The organism is Streptomyces sp. NPDC097617 (assembly GCF_044761485.1).
In the GTDB taxonomy this organism is placed as follows: domain Bacteria; phylum Actinomycetota; class Actinomycetes; order Streptomycetales; family Streptomycetaceae; genus Streptomyces.
On the sequence record NZ_JBIWCL010000002.1, the window covers coordinates 71,101 to 96,214 of the forward strand.

The 25,114-nt window shown below is 72.5% G+C and carries 20 protein-coding genes and 1 pseudogene; 8 read left to right on the plus strand and 13 right to left on the minus strand.

What is annotated here, in order from left to right; translation table 11 throughout:
• Nucleotides 1-137: 137 nt before the first annotated feature.
• Nucleotides 138-3,743: a S8 family serine peptidase gene (locus ACIQZO_RS03535; RefSeq protein WP_403619452.1), complete on the minus strand. Its 3,606-nt coding sequence runs from the start codon at nucleotides 3,741-3,743 to the stop codon at nucleotides 138-140.
• Between the two features lie 164 nt (nucleotides 3,744-3,907).
• Between ACIQZO_RS03535 and ACIQZO_RS03540 the strand changes: the two genes are divergently transcribed.
• From ACIQZO_RS03540 to ACIQZO_RS03550, 3 genes and pseudogenes are all read left to right on the plus strand, one after another.
• Nucleotides 3,908-5,392 (plus strand): DHA2 family efflux MFS transporter permease subunit, encoded by a 1,485-nt coding sequence (locus ACIQZO_RS03540; protein WP_403619454.1) that lies wholly within the window; start codon nucleotides 3,908-3,910, stop codon nucleotides 5,390-5,392.
• A gap of 4 nt (nucleotides 5,393-5,396) precedes the next feature.
• Nucleotides 5,397-6,022 (plus strand): annotated as a pseudogene (locus ACIQZO_RS03545) (DUF6629 family protein).
• 91 nt (nucleotides 6,023-6,113) lie between these two features.
• Complete coding sequence (locus ACIQZO_RS03550; RefSeq protein WP_403619456.1) at nucleotides 6,114-7,766, plus strand: GMC oxidoreductase; 1,653 nt, start codon at nucleotides 6,114-6,116, stop codon at nucleotides 7,764-7,766.
• 155 nt (nucleotides 7,767-7,921) lie between these two features.
• On the opposite strand, the gene ACIQZO_RS03555 is transcribed toward ACIQZO_RS03550, so the two are convergent.
• The 4 genes from ACIQZO_RS03555 to ACIQZO_RS03570 all read right to left on the minus strand — a co-directional run bounded on the left by ACIQZO_RS03555 (nucleotide 7,922) and on the right by ACIQZO_RS03570 (nucleotide 10,502).
• Entirely contained in the window at nucleotides 7,922-8,401 is a 480-nt protein-coding gene (locus ACIQZO_RS03555) for a carboxymuconolactone decarboxylase family protein (RefSeq protein WP_403619459.1), read from the minus strand.
• Nucleotides 8,398-9,480: a dihydrodipicolinate reductase gene (locus ACIQZO_RS03560; RefSeq protein ID WP_403619462.1), complete on the minus strand. Its 1,083-nt coding sequence runs from the start codon at nucleotides 9,478-9,480 to the stop codon at nucleotides 8,398-8,400. Before ACIQZO_RS03560 ends, ACIQZO_RS03555 begins: the two co-directional genes overlap by 4 nt.
• Before the next feature lie 70 nt (nucleotides 9,481-9,550).
• Entirely contained in the window at nucleotides 9,551-9,802 is a 252-nt protein-coding gene (locus ACIQZO_RS03565) for a DUF6126 family protein (protein WP_403619465.1), read from the minus strand.
• A 16-nt stretch (nucleotides 9,803-9,818) separates the two neighbouring features.
• A complete protein-coding gene (locus tag ACIQZO_RS03570) occupies nucleotides 9,819-10,502 on the minus strand; it encodes a helix-turn-helix domain-containing protein (RefSeq protein WP_403619468.1) in 684 nt (227 codons plus the stop codon).
• 202 nt (nucleotides 10,503-10,704) lie between these two features.
• Here ACIQZO_RS03570 and ACIQZO_RS03575 point away from each other — a divergent pair, with 202 nt between their 5' ends.
• Nucleotides 10,705-11,685, plus strand: coding sequence for a CorA family divalent cation transporter (locus ACIQZO_RS03575; protein WP_403619471.1), 981 nt, complete (start codon nucleotides 10,705-10,707; stop codon nucleotides 11,683-11,685).
• A gap of 69 nt (nucleotides 11,686-11,754) precedes the next feature.
• Here ACIQZO_RS03575 and ACIQZO_RS03580 read toward each other — a convergent pair whose 3' ends face one another.
• Nucleotides 11,755-13,287, minus strand: coding sequence for an ATP-dependent DNA ligase (locus tag ACIQZO_RS03580; protein WP_403619473.1), 1,533 nt, complete (start codon nucleotides 13,285-13,287; stop codon nucleotides 11,755-11,757).
• Nucleotides 13,288-13,440: 153 nt separating this feature from the next.
• Here ACIQZO_RS03580 and ACIQZO_RS03585 point away from each other — a divergent pair, with 153 nt between their 5' ends.
• The 3 genes from ACIQZO_RS03585 to ACIQZO_RS03595 all read left to right on the plus strand — a co-directional run bounded on the left by ACIQZO_RS03585 (nucleotide 13,441) and on the right by ACIQZO_RS03595 (nucleotide 17,995).
• Nucleotides 13,441-16,164: an alpha/beta fold hydrolase gene (locus ACIQZO_RS03585; protein ID WP_403619476.1), complete on the plus strand. Its 2,724-nt coding sequence runs from the start codon at nucleotides 13,441-13,443 to the stop codon at nucleotides 16,162-16,164.
• Entirely contained in the window at nucleotides 16,161-17,051 is an 891-nt protein-coding gene (locus tag ACIQZO_RS03590; RefSeq protein WP_403619479.1) for an ABC transporter permease, read from the plus strand. Before ACIQZO_RS03585 ends, ACIQZO_RS03590 begins: the two co-directional genes overlap by 4 nt.
• A gap of 212 nt (nucleotides 17,052-17,263) precedes the next feature.
• On the plus strand, nucleotides 17,264-17,995 hold the full coding sequence (locus ACIQZO_RS03595) for a carbonic anhydrase (RefSeq protein WP_403619482.1): 732 nt from the start codon (nucleotides 17,264-17,266) through the stop codon (nucleotides 17,993-17,995).
• A gap of 34 nt (nucleotides 17,996-18,029) precedes the next feature.
• Here ACIQZO_RS03595 and ACIQZO_RS03600 read toward each other — a convergent pair whose 3' ends face one another.
• From ACIQZO_RS03600 to ACIQZO_RS03630, 7 genes are all read right to left on the minus strand, one after another.
• Nucleotides 18,030-18,983 carry an aldo/keto reductase gene (locus ACIQZO_RS03600; RefSeq protein ID WP_403619485.1) on the minus strand — a complete coding sequence of 318 codons (954 nt, stop codon included), beginning with the start codon at nucleotides 18,981-18,983 and terminating at the stop codon, nucleotides 18,030-18,032.
• Nucleotides 18,984-19,138: 155 nt separating this feature from the next.
• Entirely contained in the window at nucleotides 19,139-20,755 is a 1,617-nt protein-coding gene (locus ACIQZO_RS03605; RefSeq protein ID WP_403619487.1) for a sigma-70 family RNA polymerase sigma factor, read from the minus strand.
• Between the two features lie 523 nt (nucleotides 20,756-21,278).
• Complete coding sequence (gene galK, locus ACIQZO_RS03610; protein ID WP_403619490.1) at nucleotides 21,279-22,439, minus strand: galactokinase; 1,161 nt, start codon at nucleotides 22,437-22,439, stop codon at nucleotides 21,279-21,281.
• Nucleotides 22,436-23,479 (minus strand): galactose-1-phosphate uridylyltransferase, encoded by a 1,044-nt coding sequence (gene galT, locus ACIQZO_RS03615; RefSeq protein WP_403619493.1) that lies wholly within the window; start codon nucleotides 23,477-23,479, stop codon nucleotides 22,436-22,438. Before galT ends, galK begins: the two co-directional genes overlap by 4 nt.
• 13 nt (nucleotides 23,480-23,492) lie before the next feature.
• Nucleotides 23,493-23,777 (minus strand): hypothetical protein, encoded by a 285-nt coding sequence (locus ACIQZO_RS03620; RefSeq protein ID WP_403619496.1) that lies wholly within the window; start codon nucleotides 23,775-23,777, stop codon nucleotides 23,493-23,495.
• Nucleotides 23,778-24,059: 282 nt separating this feature from the next.
• Entirely contained in the window at nucleotides 24,060-24,185 is a 126-nt protein-coding gene (locus tag ACIQZO_RS03625; protein ID WP_403619499.1) for a hypothetical protein, read from the minus strand.
• 112 nt (nucleotides 24,186-24,297) lie between these two features.
• The gene (locus ACIQZO_RS03630; protein ID WP_403619502.1) at nucleotides 24,298-24,513 is read right to left on the minus strand and encodes a hypothetical protein; all 216 of its coding nucleotides are present in this window, start codon (nucleotides 24,511-24,513) and stop codon (nucleotides 24,298-24,300) included.
• Nucleotides 24,514-24,798: 285 nt separating this feature from the next.
• Between ACIQZO_RS03630 and ACIQZO_RS03635 the strand changes: the two genes are divergently transcribed.
• Nucleotides 24,799-25,104 (plus strand): hypothetical protein, encoded by a 306-nt coding sequence (locus ACIQZO_RS03635; RefSeq protein ID WP_403619505.1) that lies wholly within the window; start codon nucleotides 24,799-24,801, stop codon nucleotides 25,102-25,104.
• Nucleotides 25,105-25,114 lie beyond the last annotated feature (10 nt).

Genomic DNA, 25,114 nt, shown 5'->3' on the forward strand with positions numbered 1-25,114 from the left:
GAGCCGGACGGCGGGCTCCCGGCAGGTGGCGGCAGAGTCCGCGCTCCCCCACCCGAATGCCGTGGCCCGCTCTCCTGCGGCGGGAAGCAGGAAGGAGCGGGGCGCCCGCCGGCGCCCCGCCCCCGCCTGCCTTCGGACTAGCTCTTGTCCGGGCGGTCCGTCACCCGCAGGGTGTTCAGCAGGGGCTTGCCGAACTTGCTGTGCGTGACGAAGCGGACGTTGAGCACTCCGTCCGTGACCGTGACCGTGTACGTACGGGTCAGGGCCGTGTACGTGCCCGCCTCCAGGGAGATGTCCAGGGAGGGCAGGACCTGCGTGCCCTCGGCCAGGACGTCGAAGACGCGCTTGTTCGGCTTGGTGGAGGAGAGCTCCGCGAAGCCCAGCTCCACCGTGTAGATACCGTTCGGCACGTTGTCGAAGCGGTACTCGTACATGCCCTCACGGGCGTTGCGGAACATCCGCTGGTCGTCCGTGCCGGCGATGGTGCGGCCGGTGGACTGGACGGAGCCGTCGCCCTGGTAGCCGTAGGAGCCCTTCGTGTACTTGCGGTCCGGGGACCAGGTGTCACCCAGGCTGTCCGTGGTGGCGTAGCCGGATCCGGCGTCCACGCCGACCTGGTAGCGCGGAACGACGACCTTGACCGGGACGGAGAGGACCGGCGCCCGGCCGCTCGCCGAGGTGATCTTCAGGTCGGCGGTGAGGACCGCCCCCGGGGTCAGCCCGGTGGTGTCCACCGAAAGGGTGACCGGGACCTTCGCGCCGGTCGCGAGGCTGCCGGTCGCCGGGGTGGCGGTCAGCCAGGTGGCATCCTCGGACACGGTGAACTCCGTGCCGAGGCCCGGGTTGGTCAGGTCCAGGGTCCGCGTCCGCTGCTGGTTCGCCGGGAGGACGACCTCGACGGACGGCTTGGAGGCCGTCACCCTTCCGGTGCGCAGGGACTGAGTCACGGCCGTGACGTCGGCGGCCTTCACGTTCACCGTCGTCGTGGCGGACTCGTACTGCGGCGCCGCCAGCGAGACGGAGAGCGAGCCGGACGGGCTCTGGACGACGTATCCGCCGTCCGCCGCCGTGGTGGCGGAGACCGCCGAGTCGCCCGTGCCGACGGTCACCGTCGCGCCCGCGACACCGTTGCCGTCGTTGGCGTCGAGCACCCGGCCGGCCACCACACCGCTCTTGGTGGTGCGGAAGGCGATGGACAGGCCGTCCGTGACGACCGCCGTGTTGAAGGAGTACTTGAAGGCGTCGGTGCCGGCCGCGTTCTCCACGCCGACCGTGGCCGAGGAGCCGCCCTTGATCCCGGTTCCGCCGGTCCCCTTGTAGGAGTAGGAGACGGTGCCGTCCTCGCCGATGGTGGCCGAGAAGGAGAACTTGTCGGTCTGCGCCGACCAGTGGGCCACCTGGCGCCACTCGATCACGTAGCTGCGGTGCGGAGCGGTGCCGGTGACGGCGGTGAAGACGCCGGAGCCGCTGCCCGCGGCGCCGACCACGAGGTCGTCCCAGAACGGGTACAGGGCCGCGTTGGGCGTGGCCGTGCTCGGGAGGTCCCCGTTGATGTCGCTGGTGTTGTTGCCGCCGAAGCTGACGGTGCCGTTGGTGCCGATCCAGGCCTGGCCGTACGTCTTGCCGTACAGGGGCAGCGGGAAGGGCAGGTCGACGCGCTCGGTGGTGTTGTCACCGGTGAGCGCGAGCTGGCGGGTGCCCTCGACGTACGGGCGGTCGCCCGCGGCGGCGCAGGCGTAGCCGTAGCCGTCGGTGCGTTCGGGCAGGTTCACCGCGACGGTGGCATCGCCGGCGACGGTGACCTTTGCCGTGCCGCCGGTGACGCAGCGGGAGGCGTGGGTGGCGTTCACGTCGTACGTGCCGTGCGGCAGGGTGACTTCGAAGCGGCCCTGAGCGTCGGCGGTCGCGGTCACCGGGGTGTCCGCGATGGTGACGGAGGCGCCTGCGGCGGGGCCGGCGGCCGAGGAAACGGTGCCGGTGAGCTTGCCGGAGGCGGCCTGGGTGAGGGTGAAGTCGCCGGTGGCGGTGCCGTTCTCGGTCACCGTGGCCGTCGCGGTCTGCTGTCCGTAGCCGAACTTGGCGGCGGTCAGGGTGTAGTCGCCGACCGAGAGGGAGGCGAAGCGGTAGCTGCCGTCGGCCGCGGTGGTGGTCGTACGGTCGATCGGGCCGTCGGCGGTGATCTTCACGCCCGCGACGGGCTGGTCGCCGGCGCGTACGGTGCCGCCGAGCGAGCCGATGGCGCCGCGCGGGGCGGCGTTCACGGCGGCCAGGATGTCGAGGCGGCCCTCACCGAAGACGTTGTTGTCGGCAGCGTTGCCGCCGCACTGGCTGCTGTCGGTATCCAGGGCGGTGCCGTCCAGGAGCGACTCGGTCTGGGCGACGTCGCCTTCCAGGGCGGGCGCGGCGGACCAGAGCAGGGCGACCGCGGCCGCGGTGTGCGGCGAGGCCATCGAGGTGCCGGAGAAGGCCTCGTACCCGCCGCCGGGGACGGAGGAGCGCACGTTCACGCCCGGGGCGGCGATGTTCGGCTTGACGATGCCGCCGGGGCCGGCGCCGCGCGAGGAGAACGACGCGATGGCGTTGTTGATGTCGAAGGCGCCGGAGCTGTAGGAGCTGGCGTAGTCGCCGGGTGAGCCGGCGGTGTTGCAGCTCGGGCCGGAGTTCCCGTTGGAGAAGGCCGGGAAGATGCCGGCCGCCCGCCAGGTGTCGACGACCTGCTGATACCAGGTGTCGCCGCCGCCACCGCCCCAGGAGTTGTTGACGATGTGCGGGGCGAGGTCGGGGCGCGGGTTCTGACCGCTCGGGTCGGTCGGGGCGACGATCCACTGGCCCGAGGCGAGGAGGGAGGCCTCGGAGCAGGAGTTCGACTCGCAGCCCTTGGCCGCGATCCACTTGGCGCCGGGAGCCACGCCGATCTTGTTGGCGCCGCCGTCGTCTCCGACCATCGTGCCCATGGTGTGGGTGCCGTGGTCGTTGTTGTCGCAGGGCGCCGCGGTGGTGCACACGCCCGCCGGGTCGAACCAGTTGTAGGCGTGGTCGTACGTGCCGTCCGCCTTCTTGCCGCGGTACTGGTTGTTCACGGCCGGGTGCGTGTAGTCCACGCCGCTGTCGATGTTGGCGACGACGATGCCCTCGCCGCGCACACCCACCTGGTCCCAGACCTGCGGGGCCTTGATCCGGTCGATGTTCCACTCGATGGCGTCGGCGACGGCCTTCTCGCGCTTGCCCTCGGTGGGCTTGGGGAGGTCGACCTTGTCGTCGGCGTCGATCCGGGCGACCTCGGGGCGCTGGGCGAGGCTCCCGGCGAGCTTCTGGCTGCCGACGACGCGCACGGCGTTCACGATCCAGTACGAGGTGTACTCGGCTCCTGCGCCCTGCAGGGTCTTGACGACCTCCGCCTGGCTGCGCGCGGCGTGGTCCTTCTTGATCCGCAGAACCGTTTCGGCCTTGGCGGCGCGGGTCTGCTGCTTCCCCGCGGCGGTGAGGTCGGCGGCGCTGTCGAGGTAGACCCAGAAGGCGGCCTTGGCGGAGTCGTCGAGCTGGGCGCGGAGCTTGGGTTCGATCTTGAGCTCGGCCGCGCTCGGGCCGGGGACCGGATCCGGCGCGGCCGCGGCGACGCCCGCGCCGATCGGCAGGAGCAGGACCGAGGTGAGGGCGGCGAGCGCCGTGCGTAAGGACCGGGAGGGCCGTAACGATCCTGCTGATCCTGAGCACCGTGAGGACCGGTTGTTGCGTTGGGCCACGTGTTGTCTCCTCGTACGCCGTGTGCGGGTTGTGCGGGAAGGGTGCGCGTGACGTGCGCGGGTCATGGTGAATGAGGCGTCATGCTCATTACAAGGGGGGCTTTTCGGCCGTCCTGCGGCGCGCCCCGGTGGCCCGTACCGGCCGCACGGGCCAGCCTGAAGTCATGACCGCCGCCGCCGAGCCGGATGTCCCTTCCGTCGTGCTCGCGTCCGCACGCGGCCGGTGGATCCTGCTGACCACCGTGCTCGGGTCGACCATGGCCATGCTCGACTCGACCGTGGTGAACGTGGCCCTGCCCCGCATCGGGGAGGACCTCGACGCCGACCTGGCCGTGCTCCAGTGGACGGTGAACGCCTATCTGCTGACCCTGGCCGGACTGATCCTGGTCGGCGGGGCCCTCGGCGACCGCTTCGGGCGGCGCCGGATCTTCGTAGTGGGTGTCGTGTGGTTCGCGGTGGGCTCGCTGCTCTGCGGCATCGCACCGAACGCCGGAGTACTGGTCGCCGCCCGGGCCCTGCAGGGCGTCGGCGGGGCGCTGCTGACACCCGGCTCCCTCGCGCTGATCCAGGGGTCGATCCGCGCCGATGACCGGGGCCGCGCGGTGGGCCTGTGGTCGGGGCTGGGCGGGGTGGGCGCGGCGGTGGGCCCCTTCCTCGGCGGCTGGCTGGTGGACGGGCCGGGCTGGCGGTGGGTGTTCCTGCTGAACGTGCCCGTGGCCGCGCTGTGCGTGCCGGTCGCACTGCGGCACGTACCGGAATCCCGGGACCCGCAGGCGCACGGGCGCTTCGACGTGGCCGGGGCGGCCCTCGGCGCGGGCTCCCTCGCCCTGATCACCTATGCGCTGATCGAGGCTCCCACCGGGTCGCCGTCGGTGATCGTCGCGGCCGTGGGCGGCGTCCTGCTGGGGATCGCCTTCGTCCTCGTGGAACGCCGGCGGGCCGATCCGATGGTGCCGCCCGAGATCTTCCGCTCCCGGCAGTTCACGGCCGTCAACCTGGTGACGCTGTGCGTGTACGCGGCCTTCGGCGGGTTCTTCTTCCTCATCCTGCTCCAGCTCCAGGTGGTGGCCGGATACTCGGCCCTGGCCGCCGGGGCGGCGCTGCTGCCGACGACCGTGCTGATGCTCCTGCTGTCGGCCCGCTCGGGCGAGCTCGGGGAGCGGATCGGGCCGCGGATCCCGCTCACACTGGGGCCGCTGCTGTGCGCGGCCGGAATGCTGCTGATGCTGAGGGTGGGGCCGCAGGCCTCGTACATCACCGACGTGCTGCCCGCGATGCTGGTGATGGGCATGGGCATGGTGACCCTGGTGGCCCCGCTGACGGCGACCGTGCTCTCCTCGGTGGACCCGGGCCGGGCGGGCCTGGCCAGCGGCATCAACAACGCCGCGGCGCGCGCCGCCGGACTGCTCGCGGTGGCGGCGCTGCCACTGCTGGCCGGGATGGGCCCGGAGTCGTACCGCTCGGCGAGCCAGTTCGACGCCGCGTTCGGCCGGGCCATGCCCTGGTGCGCGGGGGCGCTGCTGGTCGGCGCGGTCGTGGCCTGGACGACTGTACGCTCCCCCGCGCCCGGGGCGGTGTGCCACCCGCAGTGCCAGACGCACTGCGCACTGGTCTCGCCGCCGCTCGAGCCTCCCGAGCGGCGCGGCTGATCCCGTGTGCTGGGGCGCGACGGCGGACCTGGTGGCGGGCACGGCGATCTCCGCAGCCGGGATCGTGTGCGTGGCGCGGGTGCGGCGGGCCCGCGACCTGCCGGTCGCCGCGCTGCCGCTGCTGCTGGGCCTCCACCAGGTGGTGGAGGCGGCCGTCTGGCGTACGGGCGGCGGCTGCTCCCCGGCCGCCACCGCCTGGGCCGTGATCGCCCTGCCGCTGCTGGCGCTCTGGGTGCCGGCCGGGGTCCTGCTGGCGGCCGCGCCGGGGCCCGGCGCCGCCTGTGGGGGCCGCTGGCCACCGGTCTGGCCACCGCCGCGGTGCTCGCGTACTGCCTCGCGACCCGGCCGGTGACCGCCGAGATCCGGGGCCACACCATCGGCTACGGCGTGAATGTTCCGTGGATGCCGCTGGTGCTGGCCGGCTACCTGTTCTCCACTCTGGGCTCCCTGCTGCTCGGCGGTGACCGGCGGTTGCGGACCCTCGGCCTGGCGCTGGCGGCGGGGGCGCTGGCCTGCTCAGCGCCGTGGCGGCTGGAATTCGCCTCCACCTGGTGCACCTTCGCTGCGGTCGCGTCGCTGCTGGTCCTGGGCTGGGTCCGGCGCCCTCCGGCCGCTTCCCCTGTCACGTGATCGACCGAAAGTTACCTAGACGTATGTAGTGACTTCACGCGCGGTCAGCAGTAGAACTCGTTCCCATTCCACCACGAGTGAGGAACGTCACATGAGCGAAAGATCCCTGCCCAAAAACGGCTCCAACGGGCTTTCCCGTCGCGGTTTCCTCGGTAGAACAGGTTCTATTATCGGGGCGGTGACCCTGGCCGCTCACATCACCCCGGCGCACGCGGCCTCGGCCGAGGCCGCCCCACCCGGCCCGATCGCCGACGGGGCCCGCGTACCGGCTCTGGTGATCGGCACCGGCTACGGAGGATCCGTCGCGGCCCTGCGGCTGGCGCAGGCGGGCGTGGACGTCCAGATGATCGAGATGGGCATGTCCTGGGACACCCCGGGCTCGGACGGCAAGATCTTCCCGAAGGTGACCACCCCGGACTACCGCTCGTTCTGGCTGCGCACCCGGACCAAGGCCCCGCTCAGCAACTTCCTCGGCTTCCCGATCGACAAGGACGTCCCGAAGTACACCGGGATCCTGGACGCCGAGGACTTCGCCGGCATCACGGTCTACCAGGGCCGCGGGGTCGGCGGCGGTTCGCTGGTCAACGGCGGTATGGCGGTCACGCCCAAGCGCGCGAACTTCGCCGCCGTCCTCCCCTCGGTGGACGCCGACGAGATGTACAACACCTACTACCCCAGGGCCAACGCCGGTCTCGGGGTCGGCATGATCGACCCGGCCTGGTTCGACACCGCCGACTGCTACCAGTTCTCCCGCGTCGGCCGCAAGCACGCCCAGCGTTCCGGATTCGCCTGGACCTTCGTGCCCGACGTGTACGACTGGGACTACATGAAGCGGGAGGCCGCCGGTACCGCGACCAAGTCGGCCCTGGCCGGAGAGATCCTCTACGGCAACAACCACGGCAAGAAGTCGCTGGTGCAGACCTACCTCGCCCAGGCGAAGGCCACCGGCCGGGTCGCCATCTCGGCGCTGCACAAGGTCACTTCGGTCTCCCCCGCCGCCGGGGGCGGCTACACGGTGACCATCGAACAGATCAACACCACCGGCGACACCGTCGCCACCAAGACCGTGACCTCGGACCGGGTCTTCTTCGCCGCCGGCAGCGTCGGCACCAGCAAGCTCCTGGTCAAGCTGAAGGCCACCGGAGCACTGCCGAACCTCAACGGCGAGGTGGGCAAGGGCTGGGGGGAGAACGGCAACGTCATGTGCGGCCGCGCCAACCACCTGTGGGACCCGACCGGCAAGCTCCAGTCGACCATCCCCTGCTCGGGCATCGACAACTGGGACGCGGGCGGCGCGTTCGCCGAGGTCGCGCCCCTCCCCACCGGGATCGAGACGTACGCCTCGTTCTACCTGTCGATCACCAAGAACCCGAACCGCGCCGAATTCACCTGGAACGCGGCGACGGGCAAGGCCGACCTGAGCTGGCAGACCGCCTGGAAGCAGCCGTCCATCTCCATGGCCAAGACGATCTTCGACAAGATCAACTCGAAGGAGGGCACGATCTACCGGACCGACCTGTTCGGTCTCAACAAGATCTGGAACGACACCCTCACCTACCACCCGCTCGGCGGCGCGGTCCTGAACAGGGCGACCGACAACTACGGGCGCCTGCACGGCTACACCGGCCTGTACGTGATCGACGGCGCGCTCATCCCCGGGAACGCGAGCGTGAATCCCTTCGTCACCATCACGGCACTCGCCGAACGCAACATAGAGAAGATCATCGCCACCGACCTCCCGTAGGGCCGCGTCCTCCCCCCAGCGGCCGGGGCCGTTCGGATCAACCGAACGGCCCCCTTTTTCTTGCCCTCATCGCCGCGCCCGTGGCCGAGCCCGTCGCCGCGCTCGCGCCGCGACGCGCCGCTCCCGGGACCGCTCTCGGGACCGCGATCCGCCGCTCAGTGCCCGGGCAGTACGCAGACGCTGTCCAGACCCAGCACGTGGTTGAGCCGGCCGAAGGCCAGCCAGGACCCGATGCTCATCGTCAGCTCCACGATCTCGAGCTGGCTGTACTGGGCGGTCATCCGCTCCCAGAACTCCTCGTCGAGCCCGTGGTGGTCGAGCGTGTACCGCTCGGCGTACTCCGCCGCCAGCCGGGTGCGCTCGTCGAACGCGTCGGTCGTACGCCACTCGGTGACCGCCTCGGAGAACTTCTCCTCGACCTTCTCCCCCTCCCGCTCAGTGCGCCAGTCGAGGCAGAAGACGCACCCGTTGATCTGCGCGACGCGCAGCCGGGCCGCCTCGAACTCGCGCAGTCCCAGGGTGGTGTGGGCGTACACCGAAAGGGAGAAGTTGGCGGCGGCCATGCCGATGCCGGGGACCATGTCACCCCACACGTACTCGATCGGGTGCCGGCCTTCAGGGATGTCGATCCTCATGACTGTTTCCTTCCGAGTCTGCCGATGGCGGGGCGCAGCGGGATGTCGAGGGCGTCGTAGAGGCCGGGTTCCGCCTCGACGAGCCAGTCGATGGCGCCGACGAGGCGGCCGACGGCGGTGGCGTTGCCGCCCGCCGAGCGGTTCTCGCCCTCGTCGGTGGCCTCGATGGTGACCTCGATGCGCGGGCGGCCCTCGATGACCACCCGGTGGGCGCCGTCGCCGCCGCCCGGCGGTGCGGGCCAGTCCGGTGCGCACGAGGCGTGGATACGGGTGACGTGCTCGATGACGATGCGCGGCTCGCCCTCGACGATGCCCTGCACCTCGAAGCGGATCGCACCCTGGGTGCCCGCCTCGAACTCGCCCATGGTCCGGGTGGTCACCGTGGTATCGAGGGCCCGGCGGTCCGAGGTCTCGCGGATCTCGTCGAGTTCGACCCCGAGAGCCCGGGCCATCATGCGTATCTGCCCACCCCACACCATGGTGGGGATCGAGGGCATGAGCATCATCGGCTCGTGGTCCATGGGCCGGCCCATGCCGACGAGGTGGCGGACGGAGTCCGGCTGGTCGTAGGTGGAGTAGTCGAAGATCTCCTGGCAGCGGATGACGTCGATGCTGCTGCCGAGTCCGCTGAGCAGGAGCGGGAGCACGTCGTTGCCCCACCCGGGGTCGACACCGGAGGCGAAGAGCGAGCCGCCGCCCTCCGCGACGGCGGCGAGCACCGGGTCGCGGAACTCGGGCGGGGCGTTGCGGTGGTCGTAGAGCGGGTACAGGGCGGGGCTGACGACGACCGCCCCGGACCGGACGGCCCGGGTGATGTCGGCGAGGGCCTCGTCAGGCCGGACATCCCCGGACGCGGCGTACACCACCGCCTGGGGGCGGGCGGCCAGTACGGCTTCGATGTCGTCGGTGGCCTCGACCCCCAACAGGCGGTCGAGTTGCCCGAGTTCACCCGCGTCGCGGCCGACCTTGGCTGGATTGTGGACGATGACTGCGCAGAGTTGGAGCGCGGGATGGGCCTCGACGGCACGGATCGCCAGACGGCCCACGTTGCCGGTACCCCAGACAACCGTGGAAATCATGCGCGGAGGGTAGCCACAGGGCCCTTACGTTGCCAGAGTCGCGCGGCCTGAACTCGACTTCCCGGGCGGGTTACTGGTTCTGGCCGCCCAGGACGAAGAGGAGGTAGACGAAGAAGGCGAAGAGGTGGCCGACGAACAGGTAGGCGACCAGCCGGATGATCAGGCCGCGCGGAAACTTGGACTCGAAGCGGGCCCGTATGGTCGCGGGCGCGGTGACGGCCGCGTCCGTGGTCGTCGTCGCGTCCGTGGTCGTGTTCGTGTTCGTGTTCGCGGTCACGGTCGTGTTCGCGGTCACGGTCGCGGGCTTCTCGGCCTGGGACATGGGTACGGCTCCTCCGCTATCGGTGGTGCGTGGTCATGGGCGCCGGCCCGGTGGGCGCGGGCGCGGTCGTGGTGGCGCCGCCGAGGCACAGCCCGGCGAGGCTGCTCTGCAGCAGGGTGTGGACGAAGAGCAGGTCGGCGCCGCCCGAGGAGGCCGCACCGATCCGGTGCGGTGTGAGCGAGTCGAAGTGCGCGCTGTCCCCCGGCTCCAGCAGGTGCTCGGCCTCGCCCAGGTGCAGCCGCAGCCGCCCCTCCAGGACGTACAGCCACTCCTCGCCGGGGTGTACGCGGACCAGCTCGCCCTGGCTGCGGCCGTGGGGCACGTGTACGCGCAGCGCCTGCATCCCCCGGCCGGAGCCGCCCGCCTGCCAGTAGGTCCAGCCGTCGGCCTCGCGGGCGCCCGGACCGCCGGACCGTACGATGGGATCCGCGACGGCGGGAGTCTCGCCGAGCAGCTCGGAGACGGTCGTGCCGTAAGTGCGGGCCAGTCCGAGCAGGAGCGGCAGCGAGGGCTGGCGCCGGCCGGTCTCGAGCCGGGACAGGTGGGCGGGCGAGAGCCGGGCCCGCGCGGCGGCGGCCTCCAGGGTCAGGCCCGCGCGGCGGCGCAGTTCGCGCAGCTGCGGGGCCACGGCGGGAAGCTCGTCCGCCGGCTCGTCGGTACCGGCCGCGCCTTCGGGGCCGGTGTCGGATCCGGGTGTCATACCCCGATTGAGCCAGACTCTTGCCTCCCTGGCAAACCGCCTTGCCTCTGAGGCAAACCAGGCCGTCGGGCGACCCGGCCCTCACCTGTTCGTGGGTCCCTCGCCGGGCGAATGCGCCACCGCGGTTGCGCGGCTTCCCGCTCCGTACAGGCTGGGAGGCAGCGCACCGGATGACCTACGGCGAGGGACGATGATCGTATCGATGATGTCCATGCCGGAGGGCACCCTGACGCGCGGCCATGTGTCGGAGGCACGCGAGCGCCTCGCCTCGTCCCGCTTCCTGTTCGTGGACGTGGAACTGCCCGAGGAGGCCGCGCCCGGCGAGCAGCCGCTCGCCCATCTGCTCGGCCTGGAGGCCGAGGACGTGGCGTGGCTCGGGCGCGAGGGGGAGTCCGCGCGGGCGGAGCTCTTCGGTGAGAGCGCCGCGTTCGTCGTACCCGCCGTCGACACCGACCGGGTCATAGATGTCCACGCCCTGGTGACCGAGCGGTACCTCGTCACGGTGCACCGGGGGCCGGCCCCCCTGATCGGGAACGTCACCGCCCGGTTCCCGTTCGAGAACCCGCCGGACTCCGTGGCCATGCTGTTCCTGCTGCTGGACGAGGCCATGGAAACCTACCGCCGGGCCGCCGTCCAGGCCCTGCTTGAGGTGGAGGACCTGGAGGACGCCATGTTCCGGCGCCGCGAGCCCGAGCAGCTCTACCGCCTGGCACGGCTGCGGCGCACGGCGGCCCTCCTGCACCACACCCTCCTGCCCTACCACCGGGTGGCGGAGGAGAGCGTCACGCGCCGGGTGATGAACGGGGGCTTCCACAAGGAGCGCCAGCAGCTCGTCCGCGAATACCGGCGCACCGCGAGTCTGGTGCTCACGGACATCGAATCCCTCCAGGAGACCGCCCGACGGGCCTTCGGCAGCTACTCCTCCCTGGTGTCGGGCGATCAGAACGGCGTGATCAACCGCCTGGCGGTGGTTTCCACGATCTTCCTGCCGCTGACCTTCCTGACGGGGTTCTTCGGCATGAACTTCGCCTACCTGACGGACGAGCTGGAGAGCGGAGCCGTCTTCTGGCTGCTCGCCGTGGGCCTGCAGGTGGTCTTCCTCCTCGCGGCCCTCTACGCGCTCCACCGCACCCGGCTGTGGCGCAGGCTGCGCGAGGACGACAGCGGCCTCGACGACGAGTAGGTCGTCTCCTCGCCCCGGGCGGTCGCCCGCGCCCCAGGAGGTTGTCCTCGACCCAGGCGGTTGCCCGCTCTAGCTGGCATGTGCCGCCCGGACCGTGTCCACCGTGTCCGCCTCGGCCGCCGTCTTGTCCGGGCGGTGGCGCAGGACGCGGGCGAAGCGCAGGGCCACTCCGGCCGGGTAGCGGGAGGAGCGCTGGAGGCCGTCGTAGGCGATCTCGACGACCAGCTCCGGTCGGACCCGGACGGTGAAGCCGTCATCCTCGATAGCCAGCTCGCGCAGCCGTTCCGTCTGCCAGCGCAGCATCTCGTCGGTGAGCCCCTTGAAGGTCTTGCCGAGCATGGCGTACGTACCGTCGCCGCCGCGCGCCCCCAGGTGCAGGTTCGACAGCAGGCCGGTGCGCCGCCCGTGGCCCCATTCGGCGGCGAGGACCACCAGGTCCAGGGTGCGCACCGGTTTCACCTTGAGCCAGTGCTTGCCGCGCCGGCCGGCCGCGTAGGAGGAGTCCAGCGCCTTGACGACGACGCCCTCGTGGCCGCGGCGCAAGGTCTCGGCCCAGAACTCCTCGGCGGCCGCCACCTGCTCCCCCGGGTCCTCGACGGCGAGCCGGCGGACCCGCGCGCCTTCGGATACGAGCGCGGCGAGGGCCGTGTACCGCTCGCGCACCGGCAGGTCGAGGAGGACCTCCTCGCCCACGGCCAGCACGTCGAAGAAGTACGGGACGACCGGAAGCGTCCGCCGGGCCGCCTCGACGTCGACCCGGGAGCCGACGCGGCTCGCGATCTCCTGGAAGGGGACCGGGCGGCCGTCCGCGGCCTGTCCGATGACCTCCCCGTCGAGGATGAACCGCTCCTGCGGCAGCCCCCGGGCCAGCTCCGCCACCTCCGGCAGCCGCCCGGTGATCTCGTCCAGGGAGCGCGTGTAGATCCGTACGTCGTCGCCCTCGCGGTGGACCTGGACCCGGATCCCGTCCAGTTTCTCCTCCACCGCGCACGGCCCGAGGACGTCGAGGGCCTCCGCGACCGATTTCGCCGTACCCGCCAGCATCGGCTGTACGGGCTGTCCCACGCGCAGTGTGACCGCGCGCAGGGCCTGCTCGCCCTCGGCCAGTACGGCCGCCGCCACCCGGGGCAGCGAGCCGTCCAGCATCACCGCCCGGCGCAGTGCCGCGGCGGGCACCGCGGCGGCCGCGGCCACGCCGTCCAGGGCCACCGCGTCGAGCGCGCCCTGGCGCACCTCGCCGGACAGCAGGCTGCGCAGGAACGCCTGCTCGGCCTCGGTGGCCCGGCCCAGGAGGTCGGCGAGGATCCTGCCGCGCCGCTCCACGGACCCGGTGCCAACCACCGCGGCCAGTTCGCTCACCGCCGTGTCGACGTCCCGGACGCTCAGGCCGGACTGGGCGGCCGGCTCGATCTCCTGGCCGAGCGTGCGCCATCCGATGCCCGGGCGGCCCTGCGGGAGGCGCCCCGAGAGGTAGGAGATGACCAGGCCGGCCTCGTCGGGCGGCGCCGCGGCGAAGAGCTCGGCGAGCAGGGCGGTCTTGCGGGACCGGGCGGAGGTATCGGCGACCTCCCGGGACACGCGAGCGACGTCGGCCAGCAGCATGCGGCCCATCCTCCCGCCCGCCGAGGTACCGCGCAGGTCGGGGGCGTGTACCGCGGGTGCGGTACGCCCGGGGTCCGGACTAGTCCTTGAGAAGGTCTGGGGTTCCGCCTGTGGGTGCTCGGAGCCCGGGTAGCGGGCCTTTAGGGTGCTCGTATGAAGCTCCGACTGCCCCGGCGCCGCCGAGACCGCCTGCTCGCGGGCGCCGCCGCGCTCGCCGTCGTGGCGGGCGCCGGTACGTGGACGGCCGCGTCCGCATCCGGCGACGCGCCCGCCGTGCACCGCCAGGACCAGGTGCTGGCCATGCCCGGCGCCGGTATCGACACCTCCTATTTCACCGCGGACGACGGGAAGGGGGACGGCGACGGTAGGGAAAAGCGTCCCGCCGTCCTGCTCGGGCACGGTTTCGGCGGCAGCAAGGACGATGTCCGCGAGCAGGCCGAGCGCCTCGCCCGGGACGGGTACGCCGTCCTGACCTGGTCGGCGCGCGGCTTCGGCCGCTCCGAGGGCCGGATCGGCCTGAACGACCCCGAGTACGAGGTCAAGGACGTCTCCCGGCTCATCGACTGGCTCGCGGCCAGGCCGGAGGTGAAGCTCGACGCGGCCGGTGATCCGCGCGTCGGCGTCTCCGGAGCCTCGTACGGCGGCGCGATCTCGCTGCTCGCGGCCGGTCACGACCGCCGGGTGGACGCGATCGCCCCGGAGATCACCTACTGGAACCTCGCGGACGCCCTCTTCCCGAACGGCGTCTTCAAGAAGCTGTGGTCCGGCATCTTCTTCACCAGCGGCTCGACCGACGGGATGCAGCAGGCCGGCCCGGGCGGGCCGGCCGGCCCGGCGGCCGCGCCCGGCTGCGGGCGCTTCCAGGCCGAGCTCTGCGCGATGTACGAACGCGTCGCGGTGGCGGGCAAGCCGGATCCCGAGGCGCGCGCCCTGCTGGAGCAGCGCAGCCCCTCGGCCGTCGGTGACCGGATCAAGGTGGCGACCCTGATCGTGCAGGGCCAGGACGACTCCCTCTTCCCGCTGGACCAGGCCGATGCCATGGCCAAGGCCATCGCGGCGAACGGCGCGCCCGTCTCCGTGGACTGGGCGGCCGGTGGTCACGACGGCGGTATGCGCGAGGCCGACCGGGTCGAGGCCCGGGTGGCCTCCTGGTTCGACCGCCACCTCAAGGAGGACGAGGGCGCCGACACCGGCCCGGCGTTCCGGGTCACCCGCTCCGGTGGCATCGACTCCACAGACGGCGAGGTGACGCTGCGCGGTGCGAGCGGCGATCGCTACCCCGGGCTGATGTCGGGTCCGCAGGAGTTCGCCCTGACCGGGCGGGAGCAGACCTTCGCCAATCCGGCGGGCGGCGCGCCGCCCGCCCTGTCCGCGCTGCCCGGGATCGGCGGGCAGCTCGCTGCCTTCGGGGCCGGCTTCTCGCTGGACTTCCCCGGACAGAACGCCCGGTTCGAGACGGCGCCGCTCACCGAGGACCTGCGCATCACCGGCACCCCGACCCTCACCCTGAAGGTGAGGTCGACAGCTGCGGACGGTTCGGCCGTCCTGTTCGGCAAGGTGTACGACGTGGGGCCCGACGGCCGGCAGCAGGTGCTGCCCAGCCAGCTGGTCGCCCCCGTACGGGTGGAGAACGCCCAGCAGGGCACGACCGTGCGGCTGACGCTGCCCGCGATCGACCACTCCGCATCGGCCGGCCACCGACTGCGGCTGGTGGTGGCCGCGACCGACCTCGGCTACGCGACCCCGGCGGCGCCGGCCGCCTACACCGTCGCGGTGGAGAGCCCGCTGGCCGTTCCCGTGGCCGCGCAGGTGCGGACCGCGCCGGCCGTGCTGCCCGCCTGGCTCTGGTGGCTGCCGCTCGGCGCGGTGGCACTGGCCGCGGCACTGCTGGGGATCCGGCGCACCGGCCGGGGGTCGACGGGGCCCCGGTCCGGTGCGGCGCACCCGGAGGCCGCGCTGGCCGACGTACCGCTGGAGATCACCGGACTGACCAAGCGGTACGCGAAGTCGCAGGACCGGTACGCGGTGCGGGACCTGTCCTTCCGCGTCGAGAAGGGGCAGGTCCTGGGGCTGCTCGGGCCCAACGGCGCCGGGAAGACGACCACGCTGCGGATGCTGATGGGGCTGATCTCGCCGGACGCCGGGGAGATCCGGGTGTTCGGGCACGCGGTACGGGCGGGCGCGCCGGTGCTCTCGCGGGTCGGGGCCTTCGTGGAGGGCGCCGGATTCCTGCCGCACCTGACGGGGCGCGCCAATCTGGAGCTGTACTGGCAGGCCACCGGCCGGCCGGCCGAGGACTCCCACATGGCCGAGGCCCTGGAGATCGCCGGGCTCGGCGACGCGCTGGAGCGCGCGGTACGCACGTACTCGCAGGGCATGCGCCAGCGGCTGGCGATCGCACAGGCCATGCTCGGAATGCCGGACCTGCTGATCCTCGACGAGCCGACGAACGGTCTGGACCCGCCGCAGATCCGGGAGATGCGGGACGTGATGATCCGCTACGCCGCGGGCGGGCGGACGGTCATCGTCTCCAGCCACCTGCTGTCGGAGGTGGAGCAGTCCTGCACGCACCTGGTGGTCATGGACCGCGGGCAGCGGGTCGCGGCGGGCGAGGTCGCCGAGATCACCGGTGGCGGGGACATGCTGCTCGTGACGCTGGCGGAGCCGGCGGACGAGGTGAGCGTCGAGAAGATCGCGGCGCTGGAGGGAGTGGGTTCCGTGGTGGTCGCCGATGACGGGCTGCTCGTGCGGCTCGAAGGCGCGACGGCCGTGGGGCTGATCGCGGAACTGGTGCGGCTGGAGGTGCCGGTGACCGGAGTGGGACCGCACCGGCGACTGGAGGACGCGTTTCTCACCCTGATCGGAGGTGCGGCATGAGCACGGTGACGACGGTGCAGGAGGTGGCCCCGGGCTACCGGGCGAGCCGCACCCTGCCGCTGCGCGTGGAGGCGCTGCGGCAGTGGCGCCGGCGGCGGACGCTGGTGATGGCCGGGGTACTGGCCGCACTGCCCTTCATCATGATCATCGCGTTCGCGGTGGGCGGCGGGCCGGACGGCGGGCGCGGCGGGCGCGGCGGGCGCGGCGGGAACAACCGGATCACGCTGATCGACACGGCGACGGCTTCGGGCGCGAACTTCGCCGCGACCTGCCTGTTCGTTTCCGCCGGCTTCCTGCTGGTGGTGCCGGTGGCGCTGTTCTGCGGGGACACCGTGGCCTCCGAGGCGAGCTGGTCCTCGCTGCGTTATCTGCTGGCCTCGCCGGTGCCACGGGCGCGGCTGCTGTGGAGCAAGCTGGTCGTCGCCCTGGGCTTCAGCCTGGCAGCGATGGTGCTGCTGCCGGTGGTGGCGCTGGCGGCGGGTACGGCCGCGTACGGCTGGGGGCCGTTGAAACTCCCGACGGGCGGGGCCCTGGCGGCCGGGGACGCGGTGCCGCGGCTCGCGCTGGCCGTGGCGTTCATCTTCGTGTCGCAGCTGGTGACGGCGGGTCTGGCCTTCTGGCTGTCGACGCGGACGGACGCGCCGCTGGGCGCGGTGGGCGGGGCGGTCGGGCTGACGATCGTCGGCAACGTCCTGGACGCGGTGACAGCGCTCGGCTCGTGGCGGGAGTTCTTGCCGGCGCACTGGCAGTTCGCCTGGGCGGACGCCCTGCAGCCGCAGCTGGAGTGGGGCGGGATGGTCAAGGGGACGGTGGTGTCGGTGTCGTACGCGCTGGTGCTGTTCGCCCTGGCCTTCCGCGGCTTCTCCCGCAAGGACATCGTGTCCTGACCGGCCCCACGGCGCACGGTCCACGACCTGCGGCCCACGACCCCCGGCGCACCGGGGGTCGTGGGCCGTTCCCGTGGGCCGCGCGGGGGCCGACCGTGGGCCGTTCCCGTGGGGCCGTCCGTGGCAATGCGGCCGCGTCCGTGTGTGGCACCGGTCGGAACACCCTCGGCACGCTGAACAATCGCGGTCATCACGACCGAGGGGTACGGCCCATGGACACAGCAGGACTTCCGGCTCGCAGGACCGTGCTGGCCGGTGGCCTCGCGGCCGCCGCCGTCGCACTCTCCGGATGCTCCTCGGCGAGCACCCCGAGGGCCACGGCCGCCGCCCCTCGGCCGGGGCCGGACACTCCCGAGGCCGCGTACGCCCGCCTGATGGCGGGCAACGCGCGCTGGGTGAGCGGGAACCTGGAGCACCCCGACCGGGATCCCGAGCGGCGCGAGCTCGTCGCCGAGGCGCAGAACCCGTTCGGGGTGGTCCTCACCTGTATCGACTCCCGGGTGGCGCCCGAGCTCGTCTTCGACACCGGGCTGGGCGATCTGTACGTCCTGCGCACGGGCGGGCAGGCGATCGGCCCGGTGGTCACAGGTTCCGTCGAGTACGGGCCCATGACGGGCGGCACTCCGCTGATCGTCGTGCTCGGGCACCAGCGCTGCGGCGCCATCGAAGCGGCGTACAAGTCGCTGAAGGACGACGCGCCCCTGCCCGGGAACCTCCAGGCCATCGTGAAGGCGGTGGAACCTGCCTACCGGCTGACGGCCCGGAACCCGGGCGCCGACCCCGTCGACACCATGATCCACCAGCAGATCCGGATCACCGCCGACGAACTGCGCGCCAACGCCGACCTGGCGCCCCTCGTGAAGAAGGGCGACCTGGCCGTCGTCGGCGCCTACTACTCGCTGGACAGCGGCAAGGTGGACGTCCTGACGGGCGCGCCCGCCTAGAACCGTCTCTTTCGGATCGTGCCGGCCCCCGGCGTCACTCGGGCTTGCGCGCCCCCGGGATCGCGTCGATCGCGGCCAGCAGCTCCGCGTCCAGCGGGCGGTTGGCGACGGCCGCGTTGGCCCGCACCTGCTCGGGGGAGGTCGCGCCCGCGATGACCGAGGCGCAGCCGGGCTGGGCGGAGAGCCAGCCGATGGCGAGTTCCAGGACCGTCCGGTCGTGCTTCTCGCCGAGCGCGGCGAGCGCTTCGACGACGTCGAGGCGCTCCTCGGTGACGTACGAGTCGCGTCCCTCGAGGCGGGAGCCGGCCGGTACGGGCGCACCCCGGCGGATCTTGCCGGTCAGCAGGCCGTTGGCGAGCGGGAAGTACGGGAGCACGCCGACGCCGTAGTGGCGGGCCGCCGGGACCAGTTCGCGCTCGACCGACCGCTCCAGCAGCGACCACTCGTTCTGCGCCGACACGAAGGGGACCGAGCCGGTCTCGCGGGCGACGTGGGCCGCTTCGGCGAGCTGCCAGCCGGAGAGGTTGGAGTGGCCGATGTAACGGACCTTGCCCTCGGCGACGAGCTCGGTGAGCGCGGCCAGGGTCTCGGCGATCGGGGTGGCCGGGTCGGGGCTGTGCAGCTGGAAGAGGTCGATGTGGTCGGTGTCGAGGCGGCGCAGGGACTCCTCGACGGCCCGCCGGATGTACGCACGGCCGCCGAGGGATCCGGCCGCGGGCCCGTACTTCATGTCCACGCCGTCGTAGCCGAACTTGGTGGCGAGGACGACCTGGTCGCGACGGCCCTTGAGGGCCTGCCCGAGGTGCACCTCGGAGCCCCCGGCGCCGCCGTAGATGTCGGCGGTGTCCAGGAGGGTGATGCCCGCGTCCAGGGCGGCGTCGACGACAGCGCGGGTGGCCTGGGCGTCCAGTCGGCCACCGAAGTTGTTGCAGCCGAGGCCGACGGCGGAGACCTGCAGTCCTGAACTGCCCAGGGGGAGATAGCGCATGCGTTTCGTTCCTCCGACTCGACGGGTACATGATCAACTGAGCAGTCAGTCTAGGCGTCCCGCCAGGGCCCGGGACGGAAATCCGGGCAGCCGGCTGTGAACTCCGCGTGACACGCGCGGACTCCGTCCCCACTCGCCGCCCGGCCCGCCCTCGGTCACCGCAGGGCGAAGAGCAGGTTGACCGAGTTGTAGTAGTTGGGCAGGTGCACCATCGCCGATCCCGGACGCGGCGGGTCGGCCTTCGGCCAGTTCCGCGGGCCCAGCAGATGGTCGCAGTAATCGCTGTTCGGGACCTTCGGCACGAACCAGACGCGGTAGGCGCCGGCTCGCGCGTCCGGCTCGAACCGCCAGAGTTGCGTCGCCCGGTCCGCGCCGGTCCGGCAGGGGCGGAGGGTGACCGCGGCAAGATTCCCGCCGCCGGTGGTTCCGTCGAGGCAGGTGCCGGTGTCCGCGTTGCGGAGCTGGTACGTGTTCCGCTGAGCGGGCAGCCGCTGCCACGCCTGATCGGCCTTACCGGTGCACTTCTCGAGCTGCAACGGGCCGCCGGAACCGGCGCCGCCCATGCCGACGCACAGCCCCGAGCCCACGTTGACCAGAGCTGCCCCGGTGCGATCCGGCGAGGGCGACGCCGAAGTCGGCGAGGCGGACGGGGAGGCGGAAGGGAGGCCTGTGGCGGGAGCCGTGGCGAAGGCCGCCGGGCCGATGGCCACGATCGGTGCTGCCTCCGGGAGCGGGCCGCGCTGGGCCGCGGGAGTTCTGGCGGGGGCTGCGGCCTCGCCGGATCTGCCGCTCCCGGAGTCGGCCGGCAGCAGGGCGACCACCATGGCCGCGGTTCCCACCACCGCTGCCGCAGCCGCAGCCACCCATTTCACGGCACCGGCCTTGGATCCGGCCAGTTGCGTCCCGCTCAGTGTGGCTGCGACGACCTGGGTGCCGTTCCCACCCAGGGCCGACAGGAAGGAAGCGGGGTTCCACAGCAGGATTCCACCCAGCAGCAGCACGCCCAGACGGCCGTTGACGTCACGCAGGTCGCGCTCGGCCCGCACACACTCGTCGCACCCCTGGAGGTGGCGGCCGAGGTCCCGGGTGAGGCGCTTGCCCGGTCGGCGCAGCCTGGCGGCGATCTGCCCTCCGTAGTGCCGGCACTCGTCGCTGGTGGTCTGGTCCAGGTGAGCACGCAGGTACGCCTCCTTCAGGCCTTCCCGCGCACGCGCGACCAGTGAGCCGACACCTCCCGCCGATATCCCCAGGCGTACCGCGGTATCAGCCGCCGGCTCGTCCTCGACAACGGAATGCCACAGCACGGCCTGCCAGCGCTCGGGCAGTGACCGGTAGGCACGCAGGACCAGTGATCCCTCCTCCGCCGTGAAGACGGCGTCCTCTGTGTCCTGGCCGTCCGAGAGGCGGGCGGCCCATTCCTCGAAGTCGTCGGACAGCCGGGTACGGGCGGCCTGCCGCGCCCAGGTGGCCGCCAGACGGCGAACGCAGGTCAGCAGGTAAGGCCGCCAGGCGTACTCGGGTCCGGCACCCCAGGCAATGGCTCGGTACGTACGGGCGAAGGCCTCGGCAGCGAGGTCCTGGGCAGTGGACAGCTCCCGGCAGCACGTACGGGCGTAGGCGAGCACCGAGGGATGGTGACGGGCGAACACCTCATCCATCACGTCGCTGACCGCCGCGTCGGTCTCCGAAGTGTGCCCACGCAACAGGGCGCAGAGTTCGCCGTCGCTGAGGCTTCGGAGATGCTGCTGGCGGACGGTACTCGGCGTACTCAACACGTGCTCCCGTGTAGCTTTTTGACGACCCGGGCGTCGCTCCCGGGTACATCCGTCATGAGGGTGCGACGCTGCGCCCGAACCGGAATTCGCGCAAGTGTGCACCCTTGCCGGGCCGCAAGCAACCGACCTGTCGTGGGCGCGCGACTCGGACAGTAGCGGTATCCGCGGGCCGACCGACGGGACCAGCCGGGTGGACGCACCCGGTCCGCGATGCCATGAGATGCGCCCAGGTGCCCAACAAGCGGGCCCGGTAAGTGTGTTGAGGCTGTCACCAGGATTCTGCGCAGGGGATGCGATCGCTCCCGATCGCCGCGGCCACCGCCCTCGGGCACAGCGGCGTCGTTCTCCGGAGCGGGAACGCGTTTCGTGGATTCCTCTTCTCCAGCCTCCGCGCGGGTGAGGAGAATGACACGAACCGGAGTGTCGGGCCTGCCCCGAGGACGCGTCCTCGGCGATCCGCTCCGGCACCCCCGCCACGTGCAGGGCGGCCGACCGCGTCCCCCATGACCCGCGCGTCGGCCTAGACGACGCGGGTGGCGCCCGGGGACGGGGCTGCCGGCGTGATGCGGGGTGGGGCGAAGTCCGCGCGGCGGAAGGCCTCCGTCACCGCGCGCGTCACCGTCTGCTCGGCCTCCGCGTCGATCAGGGCCAGCGCCGAGCCCCCGAAGCCGCCGCCCGTCATCCGGGACCCGTACGCACCCGCCGCGTCGGCGGTGGCCGCCGCGAGGTCGAGCTCCGGGCAGGACACCTCGTAGTCGTCGCGCAGCGAGACGTGTCCTTCGGTGAGCAGTGGACCCGCTTCGCGCAGTCGGCCGGCGCGCAGCAACTCCTCGATGCGCAGGACCCGTTCGTTCTCGGTCACGATGTGCCGGACCCGTTTGCGCCGCACCGGGTCCCCGAGGCGGGCCAGCGCCCGCTCCAGACCCTCGTACGCAATGTCGCGCAGGGCGGGCAGGCCCAGGTCCTCGGCCGCCCGGTGGCAGGAGGCCCGGCGCTCGGCGTAGGCCCCGTCGGCCAGTGCGTGCTTGACCCGGGTGTCGATGACGAGGAGGCGCAGACCGGCCGCCGCGCAGTCGAAGGGGATGCCGCGCAGCTCGAGGCTGCGGGTGTCCAGGTGGAGGGCGTGTCCCTCGGTGGCGCACGCCGAGGCCATCTGGTCCATGATCCCGCAGGGGACCCCGACGTACGCGTTCTCGGCGCGGCGGGCGAGCACGGCCAGTTCGGGGCGGGTGAGCGGGATCCCGTACAGGTCGGTGAGGGCCAGTGCGGTGGCCACCTCCAGGGCGGCCGAGGAGGACAGGCCGGCGCCCGTCGGTACGTCGGACCGTACGTGCAGGTCGGCGCCGCCGACCGGAAGTCCGGCGTCCAGCAGGGCCCACACGACCCCGGCGGGGTACGCGGCCCAGCTCGCGGCGGCCCGCGGAGGGCTCGCCGGATCGAGACCGGCGAGGTCGAGGACGACCGCGCCGCCGGGGGCGTCGGCCGAGTGGACCCGCAGGATCGCGTCGGTGCGCCGGGCGGCGGCCACCTCGGTGCGCTGCGGGAGGGCGAAGGGCAGGGCGAAGCCGTCGTTGTAGTCGGTGTGTTCGCCGATCAGGTTGACCCGGCCCGGTGCCGCCCAGACTCCCTCGGGCGCATACCCGTACAGCTGCCGGAAGCCGTCCTGCGCGGTGCTGCTCACGCGCTCGCCACCTCTCGCAGCCGCGCGGCCGCGTCCTCGGGCCGCACGTCGTTCATGTAGGCCTCCATGCCGGATTCGGTCCCGGCCAGGTACTTCAGCTTGTCCGCGGTCCGGCGGATCGTGAACAGCTCCAGGTGGAGGGCGAAGTCCTCGCGGCCCTCGCCGGTCGGGGCCTGGTGCCAGGCGGAGATGTACGGGGTCGGCTCGGGCCGGTCGAAGAGCCGGTCGAAGCGACGCAGCAGCTCCAGGTAGACCCGCGGGAACTCGGCGCGGGCGGCGTCGCCGAGGGCGGGCAGGTCGGGGACCCGGTGGCGTGGGTAGAGGTGGACCTCGTACGGCCAGCGCGCCGCGTAGGGGACGAAGGCGGTCCACTGCTCCGTTTCGAGGACGACCCGGGTGCCTTCGGCGCGTTCGGCGGCCAGCACCTTATCGAAGAGGTTGCCCCCGGTGCGTGCGCGGTGGGCGGCGACGGTGGCGAGCATGCGGGCGGTGCGCGGGGTGACGAAGGAGAAGGCGTAGATCTGGCCGTGCGGATGGGCGAGAGTGACGCCGATCTCGGCGCCGCGGTTCTCGAAGCAGTAGACCTGCCGGATCCCCTCGCGGGCGGAGAGTTCGGCGGTGCGGTCGCTCCAGGCGGCGAGTACGAGAGCGACGCGCTCCTCGTCGAGCTCGGCGAAGGAGGTCAGGTGGTCGGGGGTGAAGCAGATGACCTCGCAGCGGCCGGTGTCCGCGGCGAGCGAAGGGAAGCGGTTCTCGAAGACGGCCACCTCGTAGTGGGGGGCCGGGATCTCGCTCACGTGTCCCTCGGTGGAGGGACACAGCGGGCAGGCGTCGGCGGGCGGGTGGTAGGTGCGGTCCTGCCGGTGGGAGGCGATGACGACGCGGTCGCCGAGGAGTGGATCGCGCCGTACCTCGGAGCTGGTCGCGGACGCCGACGTGCCGAGCGGGCGGGTGTCGGGGAAGGCGCGCGCGGCGCCGTCGCCGGTGTCGTAATAGAGGATCTCGCGGCCGTCGGCCAGGCGGGTGCTCGTGCGCTTCACATGGGGAATTCTCTCATTCGAGGGTGACGACCGTGGTGCGGCCCAGGTCGGGCCGGTGGCGCAGGTGCGGTTCGGTGCCGGGGCGCTCCAGTTCGAGCACGATGATCTCGTCGGCGTCCGCCGCGGTCCGCCAGAGGGGTGCCGGGGCGTAGAGCGGGCGCTGCGGCCCGCGCGGGGTGTCGTGGTGGCCGAGGAGGAAGCCGTTCAGCCGGACCGGGCCGGTCTCCCGGCCGGACAGGTCGACGTAGGCGTCGGCCGGAACTGCCGGGCGAACAGCTGCCGGGTCGGTGGCGCGCACCCTGCCCCGGATGCCCTTGCGGTCGGAGGCCGCGATGCCGGGGTGCAGGGGTTCCCCGGGGTGGCGCGCAGTTCGAGGCCGTGGAAGCCGTGGGTCGCCGCCAGGGCGGCGCGCCGCTCGAGCGGGGAGGGGAGGGGGGAGGGGAGGGGGGAGGGGAGGGGAGGGGCGCGCTCGCCGAACAGGGCGCGCAGGGAGCGCTCGGCGGAGACGGTCCGGCCGAGAGCAGCCGGGCGGGCGGGGCGGCGTGTTGGGCGAAGTACGTCGGCCACCGGTCCTCGGTGGCTAGCCGGGCGCGCCGGCCTCCTCGTAGGTCTCCGGGTCGAAGTGGACGTCGGCGTGGACCGGTTCGAGCAGCTGCCACAACTGCTGTACCGCGCACCGTCCGTGTGCGCCGCGGTATGTCACCACGCGCTACCCGAAGTCTGCTGGTCCTGGTCCGACGGGGGCCGCCCCAGGCCGACTTCGCCTCGTCCGGGCACGGCACTTCGGCGCGCGGAAGTCCCGTGGGGGCCTGACCCGGCTACTCCCACGCGAACAGCTCGAACGCGGCTCGCTTCGCGAAGGTCTCGTCGACGGGCACACCGCGCCGGTGGGCGGCTTCCATGAGCGCCTGCTCGAACTCCCCGGCCGGGCGGCCCCAGTAGGCGGTGCAGACGTCCTCGTACGCCATCCGGAACCTCATCGCCAGCACCACCGCGTTCAGCACGTCCGCTTGGCCCTCGGGTGAACCGTCCACAGTCGCTCCTCCGTAGTCCGAGCCCGTCACCGGACTCCCGGGGCACGCTGCCCCGTCGCCGGTCGGCTGCACGCCAACGTACGGCCCTGACCACCGGAAGGTCGAGTCTCACGCCGACCGACTGCCGGGGCCGGCGGCTCGTGACGGTTGATCGGTCCGGTCGCCCCGACCGCCGCTCGCCCGGTTGTCCGTCGGCCGGACACCTCACCGGTCGCGGATGCGGTCGGCGAGCCAGGGCGTGAGCGCGGGGCCCTCGATGCGCGAAGGCCAGTCGGCTGTAGACGGATGTCAGGGACGGCGGGACGGCGGGACGGCGACCCGGGGCACGTCGAGGAACTCCACTCCGTCCACGATCCGTCCGGGTCGAGGACGGAGAACAGGGGCGCGGAAGTCCTGCGCGAGATCCGGTCGGCGCCGATGTCGTCGGTGACGGCCATGGGCAGCCCGTACTCGGCCGCGATGGCCCGGATCGCGGCGACGGCGGACTCGGTGGTCGGCAGAGGCGGGCGCGTCACGATCCGGATCATGCCCCACCCGGAGACCGGCCGGAGCGAGCAGGCCGGTGGAAACGTGGGCCCAAGCGTCACATAACGTGCCCTCC

Coding starts and splice junctions, on each gene's coding strand:
- ACIQZO_RS03540 (WP_403619454.1), top strand. CDS start 3,908: ATGACCGCCGCCGCCGAGCCGGATGTCCCTTCCGTCGTGCTCGCGTCC.
- ACIQZO_RS03550 (WP_403619456.1), top strand. CDS start 6,114: ATGAGCGAAAGATCCCTGCCCAAAAACGGCTCCAACGGGCTTTCCCGT.
- ACIQZO_RS03555 (WP_403619459.1), bottom strand. CDS start 8,401: ATGAGGATCGACATCCCTGAAGGCCGGCACCCGATCGAGTACGTGTGG.
- ACIQZO_RS03560 (WP_403619462.1), bottom strand. CDS start 9,480: ATGATTTCCACGGTTGTCTGGGGTACCGGCAACGTGGGCCGTCTGGCG.
- ACIQZO_RS03565 (WP_403619465.1), bottom strand. CDS start 9,802: ATGTCCCAGGCCGAGAAGCCCGCGACCGTGACCGCGAACACGACCGTG.
- ACIQZO_RS03570 (WP_403619468.1), bottom strand. CDS start 10,502: ATGACACCCGGATCCGACACCGGCCCCGAAGGCGCGGCCGGTACCGAC.
- ACIQZO_RS03575 (WP_403619471.1), top strand. CDS start 10,705: ATGATGTCCATGCCGGAGGGCACCCTGACGCGCGGCCATGTGTCGGAG.
- ACIQZO_RS03580 (WP_403619473.1), bottom strand. CDS start 13,287: ATGCTGCTGGCCGACGTCGCTCGCGTGTCCCGGGAGGTCGCCGATACC.
- ACIQZO_RS03585 (WP_403619476.1), top strand. CDS start 13,441: ATGAAGCTCCGACTGCCCCGGCGCCGCCGAGACCGCCTGCTCGCGGGC.
- ACIQZO_RS03590 (WP_403619479.1), top strand. CDS start 16,161: ATGAGCACGGTGACGACGGTGCAGGAGGTGGCCCCGGGCTACCGGGCG.
- ACIQZO_RS03595 (WP_403619482.1), top strand. CDS start 17,264: ATGGACACAGCAGGACTTCCGGCTCGCAGGACCGTGCTGGCCGGTGGC.
- ACIQZO_RS03600 (WP_403619485.1), bottom strand. CDS start 18,983: ATGCGCTATCTCCCCCTGGGCAGTTCAGGACTGCAGGTCTCCGCCGTC.
- ACIQZO_RS03635 (WP_403619505.1), top strand. CDS start 24,799: ATGTCAGGGACGGCGGGACGGCGGGACGGCGACCCGGGGCACGTCGAG.